Source organism: Bartonella raoultii, from assembly GCF_019659805.1.
GTDB lineage: Bacteria > Pseudomonadota > Alphaproteobacteria > Rhizobiales > Rhizobiaceae > Bartonella > Bartonella raoultii.
Map to the genome: position 1 here is coordinate 110,131 of NZ_JAIFRO010000002.1, position 17,929 is coordinate 128,059.

16 protein-coding genes are annotated in these 17,929 nt (G+C 37.7%); 5 read left to right on the forward strand and 11 right to left on the reverse strand.

What is annotated here, in order from left to right; genetic code table 11:
- The first annotated feature begins 89 nt into the window (after nt 1–89).
- A complete protein-coding gene (gene ilvD / locus K3248_RS01890; protein WP_220716677.1) occupies nt 90–1,928 on the forward strand; it encodes a dihydroxy-acid dehydratase in 1,839 nt (612 codons plus the stop codon).
- A 272-nt stretch (nt 1,929–2,200) separates the two neighbouring features.
- On the opposite strand, the gene mutS is transcribed toward ilvD, so the two are convergent.
- On the reverse strand, nt 2,201–4,948 hold the full coding sequence (gene mutS / locus K3248_RS01895) for a DNA mismatch repair protein MutS (protein WP_220716678.1): 2,748 nt from the start codon (nt 4,946–4,948) through the stop codon (nt 2,201–2,203).
- 202 nt (nt 4,949–5,150) lie between these two features.
- Here mutS and K3248_RS01900 point away from each other — a divergent pair, with 202 nt between their 5' ends.
- On the forward strand, nt 5,151–7,451 hold the full coding sequence (locus K3248_RS01900) for an NADP-dependent malic enzyme (protein ID WP_220716679.1): 2,301 nt from the start codon (nt 5,151–5,153) through the stop codon (nt 7,449–7,451).
- 61 nt (nt 7,452–7,512) lie between these two features.
- Here the strand turns inward: K3248_RS01900 and secB are convergent, their stop codons facing one another.
- Nucleotides 7,513–7,989 carry a protein-export chaperone SecB gene (gene secB / locus K3248_RS01905; protein WP_220716680.1) on the reverse strand — a complete coding sequence of 159 codons (477 nt, stop codon included), beginning with the start codon at nt 7,987–7,989 and terminating at the stop codon, nt 7,513–7,515.
- A 135-nt stretch (nt 7,990–8,124) separates the two neighbouring features.
- Nucleotides 8,125–8,613, reverse strand: coding sequence for an FxsA family protein (locus tag K3248_RS01910; protein ID WP_220716681.1), 489 nt, complete (start codon nt 8,611–8,613; stop codon nt 8,125–8,127).
- Nucleotides 8,614–8,816: 203 nt separating this feature from the next.
- On the opposite strand from K3248_RS01910, the gene K3248_RS01915 reads away from it, so the two are divergent.
- Both K3248_RS01915 and K3248_RS01920 read left to right on the forward strand, forming a co-directional pair.
- Nucleotides 8,817–9,509, forward strand: coding sequence for a Tim44/TimA family putative adaptor protein (locus K3248_RS01915; protein ID WP_220716682.1), 693 nt, complete (start codon nt 8,817–8,819; stop codon nt 9,507–9,509).
- 62 nt (nt 9,510–9,571) lie between these two features.
- Complete coding sequence (locus tag K3248_RS01920; protein WP_220716683.1) at nt 9,572–10,162, forward strand: Smr/MutS family protein; 591 nt, start codon at nt 9,572–9,574, stop codon at nt 10,160–10,162.
- A 110-nt stretch (nt 10,163–10,272) separates the two neighbouring features.
- On the opposite strand, the gene K3248_RS01925 is transcribed toward K3248_RS01920, so the two are convergent.
- Genes K3248_RS01925 through K3248_RS01935 form a run of 3 tightly spaced genes read right to left on the reverse strand, consistent with a single transcriptional unit; the run spans nt 10,273 to nt 13,457 of the window.
- Nucleotides 10,273–11,274 (reverse strand): Hsp33 family molecular chaperone, encoded by a 1,002-nt coding sequence (locus tag K3248_RS01925; RefSeq protein WP_220716684.1) that lies wholly within the window; start codon nt 11,272–11,274, stop codon nt 10,273–10,275.
- 37 nt (nt 11,275–11,311) lie between these two features.
- The gene (argF, locus tag K3248_RS01930) at nt 11,312–12,247 is read right to left on the reverse strand and encodes an ornithine carbamoyltransferase (protein WP_220716685.1); all 936 of its coding nucleotides are present in this window, start codon (nt 12,245–12,247) and stop codon (nt 11,312–11,314) included.
- Nucleotides 12,219–13,457 (reverse strand): aspartate aminotransferase family protein, encoded by a 1,239-nt coding sequence (locus K3248_RS01935; RefSeq protein ID WP_220716686.1) that lies wholly within the window; start codon nt 13,455–13,457, stop codon nt 12,219–12,221. Before K3248_RS01935 ends, argF begins: the two co-directional genes overlap by 29 nt.
- A gap of 465 nt (nt 13,458–13,922) precedes the next feature.
- Between K3248_RS01935 and K3248_RS01940 the strand changes: the two genes are divergently transcribed.
- Complete coding sequence (locus K3248_RS01940) at nt 13,923–14,453, forward strand: GcrA family cell cycle regulator (protein WP_220716687.1); 531 nt, start codon at nt 13,923–13,925, stop codon at nt 14,451–14,453.
- 502 nt (nt 14,454–14,955) lie between these two features.
- Here the strand turns inward: K3248_RS01940 and K3248_RS01945 are convergent.
- The 5 genes from K3248_RS01945 to ccmA are packed head-to-tail and all read right to left on the reverse strand — an operon-like array spanning nt 14,956 to nt 17,869.
- Complete coding sequence (locus tag K3248_RS01945; protein WP_220716688.1) at nt 14,956–15,543, reverse strand: DsbE family thiol:disulfide interchange protein; 588 nt, start codon at nt 15,541–15,543, stop codon at nt 14,956–14,958.
- Nucleotides 15,518–15,769 carry a hypothetical protein gene (locus K3248_RS08595; protein ID WP_246588205.1) on the reverse strand — a complete coding sequence of 84 codons (252 nt, stop codon included), beginning with the start codon at nt 15,767–15,769 and terminating at the stop codon, nt 15,518–15,520. Before K3248_RS08595 ends, K3248_RS01945 begins: the two co-directional genes overlap by 26 nt.
- Nucleotides 15,757–16,536 carry a heme ABC transporter permease gene (locus tag K3248_RS01950; RefSeq protein WP_220716689.1) on the reverse strand — a complete coding sequence of 260 codons (780 nt, stop codon included), beginning with the start codon at nt 16,534–16,536 and terminating at the stop codon, nt 15,757–15,759. The genes K3248_RS08595 and K3248_RS01950 overlap by 13 nt, the downstream gene beginning before the upstream one ends.
- Nucleotides 16,537–16,582: 46 nt before the next feature.
- Nucleotides 16,583–17,248, reverse strand: a complete 666-nt coding sequence (gene ccmB / locus K3248_RS01955) for a heme exporter protein CcmB (RefSeq protein ID WP_220716690.1) — start codon at nt 17,246–17,248, stop codon at nt 16,583–16,585.
- A gap of 3 nt (nt 17,249–17,251) precedes the next feature.
- Nucleotides 17,252–17,869 carry a heme ABC exporter ATP-binding protein CcmA gene (gene ccmA, locus K3248_RS01960; protein WP_220716691.1) on the reverse strand — a complete coding sequence of 206 codons (618 nt, stop codon included), beginning with the start codon at nt 17,867–17,869 and terminating at the stop codon, nt 17,252–17,254.
- Nucleotides 17,870–17,929: the final 60 nt, after the last annotated feature.

Here is a 17,929-nt window from a genome sequence, read left to right on the forward strand (position 1 = left end):
CTTTTTTTATTTCTTGTGTGAAAGCTCTTGTTTTTAAGCAAAGATTGCAGCACAAAAGAACAAATGGAATTATTTGAGGGGAAAAAATAATGCCTTCTTACCGTTCAAGAATATCAACGCATGGGCGCAATATGGCAGGAGCCCGTGGCCTTTGGCGTGCAACAGGGATGAAAGATACTGATTTTGATAAGCCCATTATTGCGATTGCAAATTCTTTTACACAATTTGTACCAGGACATGTTCACTTAAAAGATCTAGGGCAATTGGTTGCAAAACAAATAGCAGTGGCTGGCGGTGTTGCGAAGGAGTTTAATACCATTGCGGTAGATGATGGAATTGCTATGGGGCATGATGGAATGCTTTATTCTTTGCCTTCACGTGAAATTATTGCTGATTCTGTTGAATATATGGTCAATGCCCATTGTGCTGATGCACTCGTTTGTATTTCCAATTGTGACAAAATTACGCCTGGCATGTTAATGGCTGCTTTGCGCTTGAATATTCCTACAATTTTTGTTTCAGGCGGCCCTATGGAAGCAGGAAAAATTAAATGGAAAGGCCAAGATCTTACTGTTGATTTGGTTGATGCTATGGTTGCTGCTGCTTCTGAACATAATTCAGAAGAAGAAGTTGCTGAAATGGAGCGGGTTGCTTGTCCAACATGTGGTTCTTGTTCAGGAATGTTTACTGCAAATTCAATGAATTGTTTAACTGAGGCATTGGGGCTTTCTCTTCCTGGAAATGGATCAGTGCTCGCAACACATGCAGATCGTCAAATGCTTTTTGAAGAAGCTGGACGACAGATTGTCGCATTAGCTAAACGCTATTATGAAAAAAATGATAAGACAGTTTTACCGCGTTCTATTGCATCCCGCAAGGCTTTTGAAAATGCAATGACCGTTGATATTGCCATGGGGGGATCAACCAATACAGTGCTTCATCTGTTAGCAGCAGCACAAGAAGGTGAGGTAGATTTTACCATGTCGGATATTGATCATCTTTCACGTCGTGTTCCTGTTTTATGTAAGGTTGCACCTGCTGTTGCGAATGTGCATATGGAAGATGTGCATCGCGCTGGTGGCATTATGGGTCTTTTAGGGGAGCTTGCTGCTGCTGAGCTCATTGATACATCCGTTTATACAGTTCATGCAAAGACAATGAAAGAAGCTCTTTATCATTGGGATATAAAACAAACCAAAGAACCAAATATTCATGAATTTTATCGTGCAGCTCCAGGCGGGATTCCAACACAAATAGCTTTTAGCCAGAGATGTCGTTATGATACTCTTGATCTTGATCGTGAAAAAGGTGTGATCCGTGAGAAAAAATATGCCTATTCGCAAGATGGGGGATTGGCAGTTCTGTACGGAAATCTTGCAAAAGATGGCTGTATTGTAAAAACAGCAGGTGTTGATCAATCAATTTTAACTTTTAAAGGTCCAGCAAGAATTTTTGAAAGCCAAGATGCTGCTGTTTCAGCGATTTTAACCAATAAAATTCAATCAGGTGATATTGTTTTAATTCGTTATGAAGGTCCACGTGGTGGTCCTGGCATGCAGGAAATGCTTTATCCAACGAGTTATCTCAAATCTAAAGGGTTAGGAAAAGCTTGTGCACTTATAACAGATGGCCGTTTTTCAGGGGGAACTTCAGGGCTTTCTATAGGGCATATTTCACCAGAGGCTGCTGAAGGAGGAGAAATTGCTTTGGTAGAAGAAGGTGATATCATAGAGATTAATATTCCTAACCGTACAATTCATATGTTGGTTGATGATGTTGAAATAATGCATCGTCGTACGCAAATGGAAGCAAAAGGAAAACAAGCTTGGCAACCGGTAGAAGAGCGTAAGCGTAAAGTTTCAAAAGCTCTCAAAGCCTATGCTGCTATGACAACTTCTGCTGCAAAAGGAGCAGTTCGTCATGTTTGATGATAATACAAATTTATTTTCTTTAAAAGAAACACATTTTTGAGAGATTTTTGATGTCTTTTATATAATTTGGAAGCAAGATATTCTCTCGGCTGAAAAGAAGAATATCAATTATTGCAAATAACGCTTGAAGAAGGGCAGAGGATTTTGTTCTTTGTTGTATGAGTGCTCAATTTATCGGGCACAACATGCTTTTTTATGAAGCGCAAAATGCATTTAGGGAAAAGCAATACTCTATGCTAAAGGTTATCGCTAAAAAAGCACTGTATTTTTTATTTGTCTAGAGAGGCATTATTTTTTTCAAGTTTTTTGAGATGATAAAGTGCATCTAAAGCTTGTTTAGGAGACAGTTCATCAGGATGAATATCTTTTAAAGCTTCATGAAGTATACATGGTTTATTTATTTCTTCATTTTTAGAAGATGTTTCTTTAAGGGAAAAAAGCGGTAAATCATCGATGAGCTTATGTCCTTTTCCGGCCATTTCACCTTGTTCTAATTGGTGTAAAACATCTGTAGCGCGGCTAATAACTGCTGAAGGTAGTCCAGCAAGCTTTGCAACTTGTACACCATAGGATCTATCAGCAGCTCCAGGTGTAACTTCATGAAGAAAAACCACATCACCATTCCAGTTTTTAACTTTCATTGTCACATTGTGGAGGCGTTCTAATTTTTCAGTGAGTGCTGTCATTTCATGAAAATGCGTAGCAAGAATAGCACGACAGTGGTTAACTTCATGAAGATATTCAACGGTTGCCCAAGCAATAGAAAGGCCATCAAAGGTTGAAGTTCCTCGTCCAATTTCATCAAGAATAACAAGAGAGTGACTGCTGGCGTGATTAAGGATCGTTGCGGTTTCAACCATTTCCATCATAAAGGTTGAGCGTCCCCGTGCAAGATCATCAGAAGCACCAACACGACTAAATAAACGGTCAACAACACCAATATGTGCGGAAGTTGCTGGAACAAAGGATCCCATTTGCGCCATAATAGCAATAAGAGCATTTTGTCGTAAAAAAGTTGATTTTCCTCCCATATTAGGACCTGTGAGAAGCCAGATTGCTGCATATTGGTGATTTTCTTGCACAGAAAGATTGCAGTTATTGGCAACAAAGGGTTCTGCTGCCTGTTTTCGTAATGCTTGCTCTACGACAGGATGGCGTCCTGCGGTAATTTCGAAGGTTAAGGAATGATCAACTTGGGGACGACAATACCCTTGTTCCTCAGCCAAATGTGCTAAAGCAACAGATACATCTAAAATGGCAAGTGCTTCAGAGGCTTTACGGATAAAGTCAACCTGTTGGGTAATTTCATTTACAAGAGTATCAAAGATTTCTAATTCAAGCATAATGGCGTGGTTGGCTGCATGCGCAATACGGCTTTCAAGATCAGCAAGTTCTGTTGTGGTAAAACGCATAGCATTTGCCATTGTCTGTCGATGAATAAAACGTGCTTTTGCTTGCGGACTATTTGTAAGAGCTGATGCTTGTGTACTCGTAACTTCAATAAAATAGCCTAGAATATTATTATGCTTGATTTTAAGATTTTTAATATCTGTTTCTTGGGCGTATTGTGTTTGAAGCTCTGCAATGATACGGCGAGATTCATCGCGTAAAGCACGCATTTCATCTAACTCTTCATGGTAATGAGGGCGAATAAAACCACCATCACGCTTAAGTAATGGGAGATCATCGGCTAATGCTTTTTCTAAATGAAAATGTAAAGCTGTTGGTAAATTTGAGAAAATTTGTTGTACATCGTTTATTTCTTGAGGAAGCAGCTCCTTATCAAAAAGCTGGTGGAGCTCTTGAACAATTTCAAAGCCACGCTGAATGGCAGCCATATCACGGGGTCCTCCTCGACCAAGAGCCAAACGTGAAACGGCACGAGGCATATCTGGCCCTCCTTTTAAAATGAGCTTTGTGGCTTCTGCAAGGGATGTATTGCGCAGAAAAAAAGCAATAGAATCTAAACGTTGGTCAATAGCTGAAGGGGTTGTAAGAGGAGCAATAAGGCGGTCAACGAGAAGACGTGAACCTCCTCCTGTTACAGTACGATCAATAGCTTTTAGTAAACTTCCATCACGTTGACCTGATGTGGTTCGAACAAGCTCAAGGCTTAATCTTGTTGCTGCATCAATGAAAAGGGTTGCACTTTCATTTTGGCGTTCAGGGCGCATGAGAGGGGGGCGATGCGTAATTTGTGTTTTTTCGATATAACGTATAGCAGCAGCGATTGCTGAGAGTTCGGGGCGTGAATAATCGGCAACACCTTCAAGGGTGGAGAGTTTAAAATAATTGCAAATATCACGTTCAGCAGTGATTGAGTCAAACAAATTAGCAGGCTGAGGTGAAACAATACGATCAAGAACATTAAAAAGTGCTTTGTGGGATTTATCGTGGAAAAAAGAATCAGCAACAATGATTTCTTGCGGATCTACACGCATAATATCTGCTAAAAGCTTTTCATGGTGGCTTTCTGTGACGCGAAATATGCCTGTTGAGATATCAATCCATGAAAGAGCAAATTCTTCTGTATCACTTGTTTTGATGCGGGCAAGTGTCATAAGATAATTTGCACGCGTTGGATCAAGAAGCTTTTCTTCTGTTATAGTTCCAGGTGTTACAAGGCGGATAACATCACGCCGGACGACGGATTTTGACCCACGTTTTTTAGCTTCTGCGGGATCTTCTGTTTGTTCACAAACAGCAACACGATAACCACAAGCGATTAATTTTTGCAAGTAATCATCTGCAGCATGAACAGGAACACCACACATAGGAATATCCTGCCCTAAATGTTTGCCACGTGTTGTGAGTGTGATTCCTAAAGCTTGAGCAGCTTCAATTGCATCATTAAAAAAGAGTTCATAGAAGTCACCCATTCGGTAAAAAAGTAAGGAATCGTTATTAACGGCTTTGATTTCTATATATTGCTCCATCATAGGGGTGAGGCGTTCTTGTTGGGGAGCAGATGCGGGTGTAGATTGTAAATTATCTTTACGTTCGATTTTCTTATCCATTTGTACTTGCGTGTTTCCTTCAAGTGAGGCTTTTATATTTTTTACTTCAATATTTGTCTTTATTATCTCTTAATTGAAAGGCATAATCAGATCTGTTAAAGCAAGAATAACGATTTCTAATATATGAATCAAATTTTAAAATTGGATAATGGTATACATTACCAAAAAGGATTTACACTGTTTTTGGAGAAAGTGAAGTAAGATGAAAAAAGGTGAGCAGTATCCGAAAACATCTCAAACAATTTACAGCGCTAGTGAACGAGAAGCTTTAGACTTTCATAGCCGTGGTCGTCCTGGAAAGTTGGAAATTGTTGCAACAAAATCTATGGCAACACAGCATGATTTATCACTCGCGTATTCACCAGGTGTTGCTGTTCCGGTGAAAGCAATTTCTCAACATCCAGCCTGCGCTTATGATTATACGGCAAAAGGTAATCTTGTCGCTGTTATTTCAAATGGTACTGCTATTTTGGGTTTAGGTAATTTAGGTGCATTGGCATCTAAGCCGGTGATGGAAGGAAAAGCTGTACTTTTTAAGCGCTTTGCGGATATTGATTCGATTGATCTAGAAATTGATACGAATGATACAGAAAGTTTTATTAATCTTGTACGTCATTTAGAGCCTTCTTTTGGTGGTATCAATCTTGAAGATATTAAAGCGCCTGAGTGTTTTGTAATTGAAAGCCGTTTGCGTGAAGTCATGAACATTCCTGTTTTTCATGATGATCAACATGGTACGGCAATTATTGTAGCTGCTGGTGTGCTCAATGCTTTGTCTTTAACGGGGCGTGATATGCAAAATACGCGGTTGGTTTGTAATGGAGCTGGTTCTGCAGGTATTGCTTGTATTGAGTTGATTAAAGCAATGGGATTTCGTTCTGAGAATATTATATTGTGTGATACAAAAGGCGTTGTCTATGAAGGTCGCAAAGAGGGCATGAATCAGTGGAAGTCTGCGCATGCTGTTCAAACGGATAAGCGTACGCTTGCACAAGCAATGGAAGGTGCTGATATGTTTTTCGGTGTCTCTGCTAAAGGTGCTATTACCCCAGAAATGGTAAAAACTATGGCACCTCAGCCGATTATTTTTGCGATGGCTAATCCTGATCCGGAAATTACACCAGAAGAAATTAGGCAAGTGCGCAATGATGCTATTATAGCGACAGGCCGTTCGGATTATCCAAATCAGATTAATAATGTTCTTTGTTTTCCTTATATATTTCGCGGTGCGCTTGATGTACGTGCAACCGTCATTAATGAACAGATGAAAATTGCTGCGGCAAGAGCTCTTGCTGATTTAGCACATGAGGATGTTCCCGATAGCGTTGCAGAAGCATATCGTGGAAAGCGGTTAAAGTTTGGTCCAGATTATATCATTCCTGTTCCTTTTGATCCACGTTTATTTACTGTTGTTTCAATTGCGGTTGCAAAAGCGGCCATGGAAAGCGGTGTTGCACAAAAAAATATTGATGATTTAGCGGCTTATGAACGTGATTTGAAGGCAAGACGTGATCCCATTTCTTCTGTGATGCGTGGTGTCTATAATCATGTTTGTCAAGCACCAAAAAAAATTGTTTTTGCAGAAGGTGAAGAAGAGCAAGTTATACGGGCCGCTGTTTCCTATGCTCATCAAAAAATGGGAAAAGCGATTTTAATTGGTCGTGAAAGACAAGTAAGAGAAACGGCTGCTATTGCTGGAATTGATCTTGAGCGTGAAGGTATTTCTGTAATGAATGCTAAGCTTTCTGATCGCGTCGATGCTTATGCAAATTATCTTTATAAAAAGATGCAACGCCAAGGCTGGCTTTTGCGTGATTGTCATCGTCGTATCAATAATGATCGCAATTACTTTGCTGCATGTATGGTGGCATTAGAAGATGCTGATGCAATGGTTACAGGGGTGACACGTAATTATGAAACAGCGTTGATTGATATACGCCGAGTAATTGATGAGAAACCAAAAGAACGGTTAATTGGTATTTCAATGGCTATTTGTCGTGGAAGAACTGTATTTATTGCGGATACTGCTGTTTACGAGAATCCTAATGCTGAAGAACTTGCGGATATAGCAGAACAGACAGCCTCGTTTGTTCATGGGATTGGATATCAGCCACGGGTAGCATTTGTAGCATTTTCTACTTTTGGCTATATGAAAGGATATGTTACACAACAAATTCAGGATGCTGTTAGTATTTTGCATGAGCGCAAGGTTGATTTTGAATTTGATGGAGAAATGAGTGCTGATGTGGCCCTTAATGCAAAATTGATGCAGCAATATCCCTTTATGGGATTAACAGGGACTGCTAATATTTTGGTAATGCCTGGATATCATGCCTCTTCTATAGCAAGTAAAATGTTGCAAGAGCTTGGAGAAGCAACTATCATTGGACCTATTTTAATTGGATTGGAAAAGTCTGTTCAAATTGTACCTTTTAGCGGAAGCGATACAGATGTTGTTAATATAGCAATGCTTGCTGCTTACCATGCAGAAAAAATTATTTAAAAAAGCCCTTGAAATATTGAAAAATATCAAGGGCTTCATGGTTTTGAAAAAGAATAAATCCTTAAGATGGTTGTGTTTGATTTTTGTTTTGTTCTTCAGCAACACGCTTTTGGAAAAGAGCAGCAAAATCAATTGGATCAATCCATAAAGGTGGAAAACCACCGTTTTGGGTTGCATCAGATATAATTTGCCGTGCAAATGGAAATAAAAGACGTGGGCATTCAATAAAAACGAGTGGCATAACATGCTCTTGGGGGATATCTTTTATATGGAAAACACCACCGTAAATGAGTTCTACGTGAAACAATGTTTCTGTGTCATCATTAGCTTTTACAGAAAGAGATAGGACGACATCATAATTGTCGTCACCGATAGGATTCGCATTGACATTAATATTGATATCGATTTGTGGTGCTTTTTCACGCGGACGCAGAGAACGAGGAGCACTTGGGTTCTCGAATGAAAAGTCTTTTAAATATTGCGTTAATACAGCAAAAACTGGTTCTCCACTACTGTTGTTCATTTCACCTTCAGCCATACTATGAACCTCTCATTATGATATGTATATTTTAATCTCAAGATCAAGCTGGTTATCATGCCTTGCACAAGGTTGCAAGGAACGCTCTCTTTGTCTTCATAATTTTTTAAGTAGGTTAGAGATTTTTCTAGCACTTTAATGATTATCATCATTTTTACGCCATGGAGATTCTGTTGCATCGTAAGTTTTGTAGTCTTCAGCTTTAAGGTCAATGATTTTTTCAGAGTCATTTTGCGCAGTAGTATTCATTTTATTTCGTAACGATGAAAAGAAATGCCAAGCAATAGAACGGATTGGTTTAATAAGAAGTAAGATCCCTAAAATATCGCTTACAAAGCCGGGAAGAATAAGCAAAATTGCACTTATAATAATAAGAGCATCGTTGGAAATTTTGTCTTCCAGAGAATGCTCCTGAATAAATCCACGTTGTATATTTTTTAAAAGACTAATACCTTGAATTCGTAACAAAAGACTTCCTGCAAGTGTTGTTAAGACAACTAAACCCAAAGTGGCTAAAATTCCAATTTCCTTTCCAACAAAGATAAAGCCAGCGATTTCGATTAAGAGAGCGCAGAGAAAAATAATAACAAAAAAACGAGGATTTATAGAATAAAACTTAATCACATAAAAATTCCCTTCACAATGTTTCGGATGGAAAATATAAGATACCCTCTTTTAAACATAGACAAATAAAGCCTATAAAATAGATGAGGGACTATTAAAAATATTTAAATGGTAAAATTCCCTATTTTACATATTTATTGATAAATGATATTGACTGCAATATTTATTATAGATCATTGTAGGTTAGGAGATGAGCAGCACACATGGAATTTGACGTTGTACTTGTCATAGCTCTTATTATTATGGTTGTCGTTTTTATACAACTACGTAATGTATTAGGAAAACGGATTGGTTTTGAAAAACCTCCCTTTGATTCTTCTTCAAATTATTCTAAAAAACAAACTGAAACAGAAACGACGGATAGTCTTGTTTCGCTCCCTCATCATAGCAATACAAAAAAGGGTGATTTTAGCGAAATTGATGCAATTGCACCAGAAGGAAGTGTATTAAATGAAGGTTTAAGGGCACTGCGCAAAATTGATCCTCAATTTTCTCCTCAATTCTTTATAAAGGGTGCCCAAGTTGCTTACGAAATGATTGTAACAGCCTTTGCTAAAGGAGAGAGAGACCAACTTAAAAGATTGCTGTCACAAGATGTTTTTGAGAGCTTTTGCGCTGCTCTTGAAAAAAGGGAAAAAAATAAAGAAAATGTTCAGTTTACTTTTGTTGGGATTAATAAAATTGAGTTTGTTGCAGCAGCAATACAAGACAAGGAAGAATTTATAACTGTACGAATTATCAGTGAAATAATTTCTGTAACTTATAATGAGCAAGAAGAGCGTATAGACGGTGATCCTGATACTATTGTAGAAATTCGCGATGTTTGGACTTTTGTACGCAATAGCTTATCATCCGATCCAAACTGGAAGCTTTTTGCAACAGAAGATGAAAATTAAGCTCTTTTTTATTTATACATAAGATTGCGTAATCAAAGATTTATAAGAGATTGAAAAGTGTAATGTCCACCGTTGAATGGAGACAAAAAAGAAGTTTATTAACTCCACAAGATCGTCTTTTATGGGAGATGGTGTGTCGTACGACAAAACCACTGCATGATAATCGCTATTCTTCTTTGATAAAAGATGCTACTAAGCATGACAATAAGAGACAGTGTATAAAACAAATCTTTCCGTTATCTCAGGAAAAACAACAGAGCCCAACAGTTATTAAAAGGGAAAAGGAGACAGTTGTACAAGTACAAAAGATCCATTTTTTTGATCGTGTTGCACATCGTAAAATTGCAAAAGGTCATTATCCGATTGAGGCTCGTCTCGATCTTCATGGATATGTTCAGGAAGAAGCTTATTATTTCTTAAAAAAGTTTTTACAGTCCTCTCAACAAAATGGATTACGTTATGTGTTGGTTATCACAGGAAAAGGCCGATCGTATGGAAGTGATGGTGCTCTGTATAAATTTGTTCCTCACTGGTTATCAACACCGGCTTTTCGATATTATGTTCATGCATTTGAAAAAGCTGCTCATCAACATGGCGGTGAGGGAGCGCTTTATGTGTGGTTGCGTCGTTTTCTGTCGAGAAAAGAAATATGATATTGTGAGAGGAAGCGTTCATATTGTTTGTATCAAATTTTCAGAGCATTCAAGAACCTAATTACAATAGGCTTTGGTTGTAATTAGCATTTTTTCGAAAAGAATATTTGTTATGCTTTTTCTTGAGAAAATTCTTGCAGCTTAAAACGATAAGTTGTTGAACAAAACTCACATACAACTGAAATATATTGATTTTCAACCATTTTGGTGCGTTCACTATCAGGAAAACCTTCAAGGATTTTTTTAATTTTTTCACGCGAACAAGAGCATTTATCTACAAGAGAAAGAGGATTAAAAACTCTAACCCCTTGTTCGTGAAAAAGACGGAATAATAACTGTTTACTGCCAACTTGGGGGTCCGTCAATTCTGCACTTTCAATAGTTGCTGTTAGAGCTTTGGCTTCTTGCCATTGGTTCTTAAGTTGGGTACGGGTTTTTGTTTTTTCTTGTTTTTGATGAGGTTCATATATTTTCTGGTGAGGTGATGCTTGAGGTAAAAGTTGGGTTAAAAGCCCCCCAGCGCGCCAATTTTTTTGTGTTTTTCCTTGTTTGTCTCGATTGATTAATATAGCAACGGCTAGGTGGATATCGGTAGGAATTTGCTCTGATTGATCAAAATAAGTAAGGGAAGCTTCTTGCAAGCTTGATCCCTCTAATGCAACTATTCCTTGATAATCTTGGGCATGGGGACCTTGGCGGATGGTAAAGGCCAAAGTACCTTTTCCTAAAAGTGTTTCTGAAGATATTTGATTATTGGCTATTGCTTGTTTGAGCAGTTCTTTATCAAAACGAGCATATCCCCGTAGATTAGAAGGAGGAGAGAAATCACATACCAACATATTAACAGGCCCATTGGAATGCGTTTGTAAAATAAATTTTTCCTTAAGCTTTAAAGAGCTTCCAAGCAAAACGGTTAAAACCAAAGCCTCTGCTAAAAGATAAGAAACAGGTTCAGGATATTGATGCCTTGCAAGAATAGAATTTAAAGTTTTTTCAAGCTGTACGGCACGTCCACGGATATCAAGTTCTTCAACTTGAAAAGGGATAACAGTATCATCTTCATTCAAGTAAATGTTGTTAAGAGAGGCATCATCTTTAGCTTGTTTGCTCATATTACAGCCTTTTATATATATGCGTTATTTCGATGTGTTATTGTGAAGAGAAAAACGGATCTTGTAAACACCATGCAAGAATTGCCTTTTGGGTATGAAGACGGTTTTCTGCTTCATCAAATACAACAGAGTGCTGTCCATCAATTATGGTGTCCACAACTTCTTCACCACGATGGGCAGGAAGGCAATGCATGAAAAGAGCATTGGGTTTTGCTAATTCCATTAAAGATTCATTGACTTGATAAGGGAGAAAAATAGAATGATTGCGGGCATGAGACTCTTGTCCCATAGACACCCATGTGTCGGTAATAATACAATCGGCATCTTTAGCTGCTTTTCGAGGATTATGAGTCAGTGTAATATGAGCTCCTCTTTCACGTGCCCAATGAATAAATCTTTTTTGTGGTTCTCTGCCTTTTGGAGTGGCAATACGTAAATGAAAATTAAAAAGAGCAGCAGCTTCAATCAATGAATGAAGTACATTATTGCCATCTCCCATCCATGCAAATATTTTTTTTGCAATTGGTCCGCGATGTTCTTCATAGGTCAGGACATCTGCTAAAATTTGGCAAGGATGTGTGTCATCTGTAAGAGCATTAATGACAGGAATCTGTGCATATTGTGTCAATTCGAGCATCCGATGATGTATTGTCGTTCGTAATGTAATGATATCCACAAAACGTGATAAGACACGTGCTGTATCAGCGATAGTTTCACAATAACCAAGCTGCATCTCTGAGCTTGTTAATGTAATCGTATCTCCTCCAAGTTGACGCATGGCGATATCAAATGAAATACGGGTTCGTGTGGATGGTTTTTCAAAAATCATCGCCAGTGTTTTACCTACAAAAGGTTTTGAGCCTTTTCCTGCTTTGAAAGATGCCTTAAGGCTTTTCGAATAATCGATAAGAGCACGTGCTATTTGTGGGGTTAAGACAGATAAATCAGTAAAGTGACGGTGAACATTTGTCATATTGATAATATTTACCTTTTGCGTTTATTTGTGAAAGATGAGCGATTGCTTTTTCAATACGACGCAAGCTTTCATCAATTTCTTCTTCCATGATGATAAGGGGAGGTAAGAAGCGTACTACGTTATTGTTAGCACTAACAGTAAGAATATATTCCTTTTCCAATGCATCGACGATAACATTGGAGGGAAGAACGCCCTGAATACCTAGCATAAGGCCCATTCCTTGAATATTACAGAGCACATCAGGATAGATATTAAGAATGCTTGAAAGTCCACTTTTTAGTTTATTCCCCATACGCTGTACATGGTGAAGAAAGTCAGGTTCTAAGATGATATCAAGAACACTGTTTCCTACTGCCATTCCGAGAAGATTTCCTCCGAAAGTTGATCCGTGGGTCCCTAGTATCATACTTTTAGCAGCATTTTCTGTTGCAAGACAAGCTCCCAATGGAAATCCACCTCCCAAACCTTTTGCGAGAGTCAAAATATCAGGTGTGATGTTACTCCATTCATAAGCAAAAAGTTTTCCGGTTCGTCCAATACCTGTTTGAACCTCATCAAAAATTAAAAGCAGGTCATGATCATCACATATTTTGCGTAAAAATCTTAAAGTCTCGTGAGGAACTGTTCGTATTCCTCCTTCTCCTTGAATAGGTTCAATAAGAATAGCAGCGGTATTTTTATTGATAGCATTACATAAAGCTTTTTCATCACCAAAAGGAACTTGAAGAAATCCATCCACTTTTGGACCAAATCCTTCCAAATATTTTTCGTGCCCAGTAGCTGCAAGTGTTGCAAGTGTGCGTCCATGAAATGCACCCTCAAAGGTAATAATTTCAACGCGGGTTGGATGACCAGATGTATAGTGATAGTGACGCGCAGTTTTGAATGCGCATTCAAGCGCTTCAGCGCCGGAGTTACAGAAAAAAACCTTATCAGCAAAGCTATTTACACAAAGCCGTGTAGCAAGAGATTCTTGTTCAGGCGATTGAAAAAGATTGGAAATATGCCAAAGTTTTTCTGCTTGTATTTTAAGTGTATCAACGAGTTTTGGATGCGCATACCCTAATGCATTAACAGCAATGCCAGATGTAAAATCGAGATAACGCTTTCCTTCATCAGAAATAAGCCATATACCATTGCCTTGTTTAAAATGCAAATTACGCCGAGCAAAGCACGTGTAAAGTGGCTGTAGAGCGCGTGCATCCATCATGACTTCCTTTATATTTTAAGTTTTGCAATATAAATAAAATAATGCCATCAATAAAACAACATTACATATTTTTTTGTAGAACAATTAAGCTTTTATTACAATTAGTTATCTAATAATATCAATCATTACATCGATTTAAAAAAGCAATAAAGGCTCTGCAAAGATATGCATTAGGAAAAACTCTTAAGTAAATACAGAGTTTGATATATGATTGATTCGCAAGTTGGGGAAAACATTCTAAATAATCCCTTAAAAGAAGGAAAGACTCTTGTCATGGAGTCAATGCGTATTGTAATTTAAGTCAACAAGCAAAATTATATTTTGGTTTATAAATTTCATGAGTTAAATGATTTTTATGCGTGGGGAAAGCGGAAAATTGTTTATTTGGTTCATTGAAAATACAACCTTTTAAGGATGCAAAAGGGGTGCGTCTTAATGAAGTGATGAGAATGGAGTGCTGATATGAGTTGGACATGTGAACGTGTTGAGCTTCTGAAGAAGTTTTGGAGTGAGGGGTTAAGTGCAAGTCAAATTGCAGCTCAGTTAGGGGGAGTCAGCAGGAATGCCGTAATTGGTAAAGTACATCGATTAAAATTACCAGGTCGTGGTAAAACAGCACAAGGGAATACGCGTGCACAAAAAGTATCTGTAGGGGAAAATCTATCGTCTCCACGTGGGCGCCGTGCTTCATCAACGGTATCGCCAATAGAAGCTGTTAATATTGAAGCACCGGCTTTAAAGGTGGAGTTTGTAGCAGAAGAAGATGTGGCTGAAATTGATACATCTGCGAAATCAAATGTTGTCGTGCCTATATCACGCCAACTTAATCTTTTGCAATTGAGTGAAAATACATGTAGATGGCCGGTTGGAGATCCTTTATCATCAGATTTTCATTTTTGTGGTGCTGATTCCGGTGAAAATAGTCCTTATTGTGCTTTTCATGCTAAGATAGCGTTTCAGCCAGTATCTGAAAGACGGCGGATAAGGGTATAATATCTGCTGTGTAATCGCTATTGTATTCTATGTTCCATTGTTAAATTTTAGTTTCAATATAGAATTGGCTATGAAAGAAGGCTTTTCAAAAGCAGGACTTTTAATAGAGGGAGAGGTTTTCTTCATCAAGAAATGCATTTAAGCTTTCCCTTTTTGTGTTTTTTAATAGCAAGAAAACAGCCTATCATTGTGTTGTTTCATTTGCATATTTTTTAAAAAAGGTATTTCTTCTTGCTGCCAATGACATGGCTCATAAAAATGATGTAATAGAACTTCTTTCCAATACCACAGATTTTATGTGTATGAAGGTATAACTAGCCCCTTCTTTTCATGAATATAATTCATAGTATGTTAAGTTTTTTATAAAATACTTGTTGTATTTCTTTTATAATATGCAGCCAAGCCTTTATAATTTCTTTTCAAGAATTTTGCGATGAGAATATTTGACTGTATTTGCCTTTTTTATTTAGCGGAACTCTCTTCATAAATTGATATTTGTCCTTTATTTTATCATTATAGCTTTTTCAATTTTGGGTAAGATTTCTTTTTGGTAAATTTTCCATGTTAAGGGGCCAACATGTTTTGCAATAATGATATTTTCTTGATTTAAAAGAAAGGTTTCCGGTGGTCCATATACACCCCAGTTAATAGCCGTATGACCTGAAATATCAAAGCCAATAAATTTAAAAGGATTACCAAAATTGCTCAGAAAGCGTTGGGCATTTTCTTTGCTGTCTTTATAATTAATACCAACAAGATCAAAACGTTTATCTTGCGCAATTTTCATCAAGATAAGATGCTCATTGCGACAAGATAAGCACCAAGATCCCCAAAAATTGACCAATGTTATACGTCCTTTAAATTGCTCGAAATTAAGATGAGCGTCCTTATTAAGTAAAGGAAGATTGGTTTCAGGAGCAGGTTTTCCAGCTAATGTATTTGGGAGGAAAAAAGGATCATTGGGACGTTTGTTGTGTATAAAATCAAAGAAAAGTATCATGAGAAAAAGAAAAAGTATTAATGGCCCAAACAATCCCAACATAACAGGTAAGGAGATATCTTTTTTAGGTTTTTGAGGAGGGGTTTTCATTATATTTTTCTTTCTCAAATAGCTTTTTTTTATTTAGCTTATGGAGCATTTTTTTTTGATAGAGTCCTTTGCAAAGAATGTAGCCAATAAGACTAAGGAGTGAGATCGCGGATAACGTATAGCTCAAAATAACAATTTGCTTTTGATGAAGAGTTCCAAGAAAGAAATCAACTTGCTGAGAAAAATTTCCTGAAAATCTGCTGTGAATACTGTTTAAGTCGAGCATGATGAAGAGTCCTGATGGTGTGCATGACGAGCTTTTTTGATCTGCAGCATTTTAATATAACGACTATTAATTTCATTTCGCATAGCCATCAAATAGAGCAGAATAAACATAAAAATAAAACACATGATCATTGTTATAAGGGGATATAACATAGCACGATCGATTGTTGGACCTCCTAGACGAAAAAGCGATGTTTGTTGATGTAATGTATTCCACCAATTAACGGAAAATTTGATAATGGGGATATTCACAAATCCGACGAGTGTAAGAATTGCTGTTGCGTGTGCCGCTTTTATTTGATTATCAAAAGCACGATCAAGCATTATAATAGCAAGGTAGATAAAAAGCAGAATTAAAACTGATGTAAGCCGTGCATCCCATACCCACCATGTTCCCCACGTAGGGCGCCCCCAAAGAGCTCCAGTTATTAAAGCCAAAGCAGTAAAAAGTGCTCCAATGGGTGCACCACATTTGAGTACTATATCAGCAAGATGATATCTCCAAATCAAATTTCCTAGTGCAGCAGCACTCATTATAATGTAACAGAATGTGGAAAGCCATGCGAATGGTACATGAATGTACATAATCTTGACTGTTATACCTTGCTGGTAATCATCGGGTGAATATACAATCAGAATAAGACCTAAGATGAGAAGCCCTAGTGTTACACCGGTTAACCAAGGCAAAACGGTACCACTTATTTTCATAAAACGGGTTAAACTTGTCGGGAGCGACCTCATTTTATGTATACGAGATGTCTTATTCATGAAATTTATCATAAGCAGAGTTTTGTTGTACAGCAAACATCTTTTCCTATTCTGATAAAAACTTGAGTATCATAGCGGTAACAAAAGAGCTAAAAAGACTCAAAAGAAGTGAAAAAGCGATGAGAAAAGCCAAAGAATTAAGAAACGAAATGTTTGGATTCGTGGGGGCTGTAGCAGCTGAAACACCAAAAATCATGATGGGAATAATCCAAGGTAAGATGATGATAAAAATAAGGAGAGTGCTGTGTAACAATGATGTTGCAAGTGCAGCCCCTATAGCACCAATAAAAATAATAGCAGGTGTTCCACACAAGAGAGTAAGTATTGTTGTAAAAGTTGTCACTGCATCTAAATGGAGCATAAATGCTAAAAGAGGAGTAGCAAAGATAAGAGGTAGCATTGTTCCTACCCAATGGGCAAGGCATTTTATCAAGACAATCAATGTGAGGCTGTGTCTTTGTCCAGAAAGAATAAATTGATCGAGATTTCCATCATCGTAATCGGTTTGAAAAAGTTTGTTTAGATTGAGGAGACCTGCAAGAAGAGCTCCAAACCATAAGATACCTGGACCTATTTGTGCGAGAATTTTAGGATTTGGGCCGATAACAAAGGGGGTTACTACAATGACAGCAATGAAAAACAAAAGTCCTGTTAATGAAGATTCTTGCGGCGTTAAAGTTAATCTCAGGTCACGCCAGAACAGTGCTTTCATTTTTTACTCCTGGGTTGGTAAGAATTTTTCTAGAGCGATTTTATGATTTTCTGGAATACCAAGAAAACTGTGAGTTGCAGCAATAATCATACCACCTTGGTTGAGATGGCATTGGAAAATATTGGCAAGACGTTGTTTTGCGTGGTTATCAAGTCCAGATATTGGCTCATCTAAAATCCAAATAGGACGATGGGAGAGTAAAAGGCGTGCAATTGCTACACGTCTTTTTTGCCCTGTTGATAGAACGTTAAAGGGTAAGTGTGCAAGATGAGAAAGACCGATATCAGCAAGAGCTTCAGATGGGTACCGTAAATGTTGCCCATAAAATTTTGCCCAAAATTGCAGATTTTCAATGACCGTTAAAAAAGGTTTCATGGCATTTTGTGGACCAAGATAATGGCATGCTGTTGCTACGGGATATGTTTGTTCTTTGTCTTTAAGGACGACATGACCTTCAGTTGCTTTAAGAAGACCGACGATGATTCGTAGTAATGTAGATTTTCCGATACCATTTGGTCCTGTGATTATCATAAGTTGTTGTGGGAATAAACAAAAAGAAAGACCTTGAAAAAGGATTTCTTCATTCCTATAAGCCGTTAAATCTTTGCCTGATAACACCATGTCACATTGCCTGATTTGTTCTTATTTCTATCGTCTTTATTGCATTATAGAATAAAAAAC

Coding starts and splice junctions, on each gene's coding strand:
- K3248_RS01935 (WP_220716686.1), bottom strand. CDS start 13,457: ATGGATGCACGCGCTCTACAGCCACTTTACACGTGCTTTGCTCGGCGT.
- K3248_RS01920 (WP_220716683.1), top strand. CDS start 9,572: ATGTCCACCGTTGAATGGAGACAAAAAAGAAGTTTATTAACTCCACAA.
- ccmB (WP_220716690.1), bottom strand. CDS start 17,248: ATGAAAGCACTGTTCTGGCGTGACCTGAGATTAACTTTAACGCCGCAA.
- K3248_RS08595 (WP_246588205.1), bottom strand. CDS start 15,769: ATGCTCGACTTAAACAGTATTCACAGCAGATTTTCAGGAAATTTTTCT.
- secB (WP_220716680.1), bottom strand. CDS start 7,989: ATGGCTGAAGGTGAAATGAACAACAGTAGTGGAGAACCAGTTTTTGCT.
- K3248_RS01915 (WP_220716682.1), top strand. CDS start 8,817: ATGGAATTTGACGTTGTACTTGTCATAGCTCTTATTATTATGGTTGTC.
- K3248_RS01950 (WP_220716689.1), bottom strand. CDS start 16,536: ATGAATAAGACATCTCGTATACATAAAATGAGGTCGCTCCCGACAAGT.
- argF (WP_220716685.1), bottom strand. CDS start 12,247: ATGACAAATGTTCACCGTCACTTTACTGATTTATCTGTCTTAACCCCA.
- ccmA (WP_220716691.1), bottom strand. CDS start 17,869: ATGGTGTTATCAGGCAAAGATTTAACGGCTTATAGGAATGAAGAAATC.
- K3248_RS01900 (WP_220716679.1), top strand. CDS start 5,151: ATGAAAAAAGGTGAGCAGTATCCGAAAACATCTCAAACAATTTACAGC.
- K3248_RS01945 (WP_220716688.1), bottom strand. CDS start 15,543: ATGAAAACCCCTCCTCAAAAACCTAAAAAAGATATCTCCTTACCTGTT.
- ilvD (WP_220716677.1), top strand. CDS start 90: ATGCCTTCTTACCGTTCAAGAATATCAACGCATGGGCGCAATATGGCA.
- K3248_RS01925 (WP_220716684.1), bottom strand. CDS start 11,274: ATGAGCAAACAAGCTAAAGATGATGCCTCTCTTAACAACATTTACTTG.
- mutS (WP_220716678.1), bottom strand. CDS start 4,948: ATGGATAAGAAAATCGAACGTAAAGATAATTTACAATCTACACCCGCA.
- K3248_RS01940 (WP_220716687.1), top strand. CDS start 13,923: ATGAGTTGGACATGTGAACGTGTTGAGCTTCTGAAGAAGTTTTGGAGT.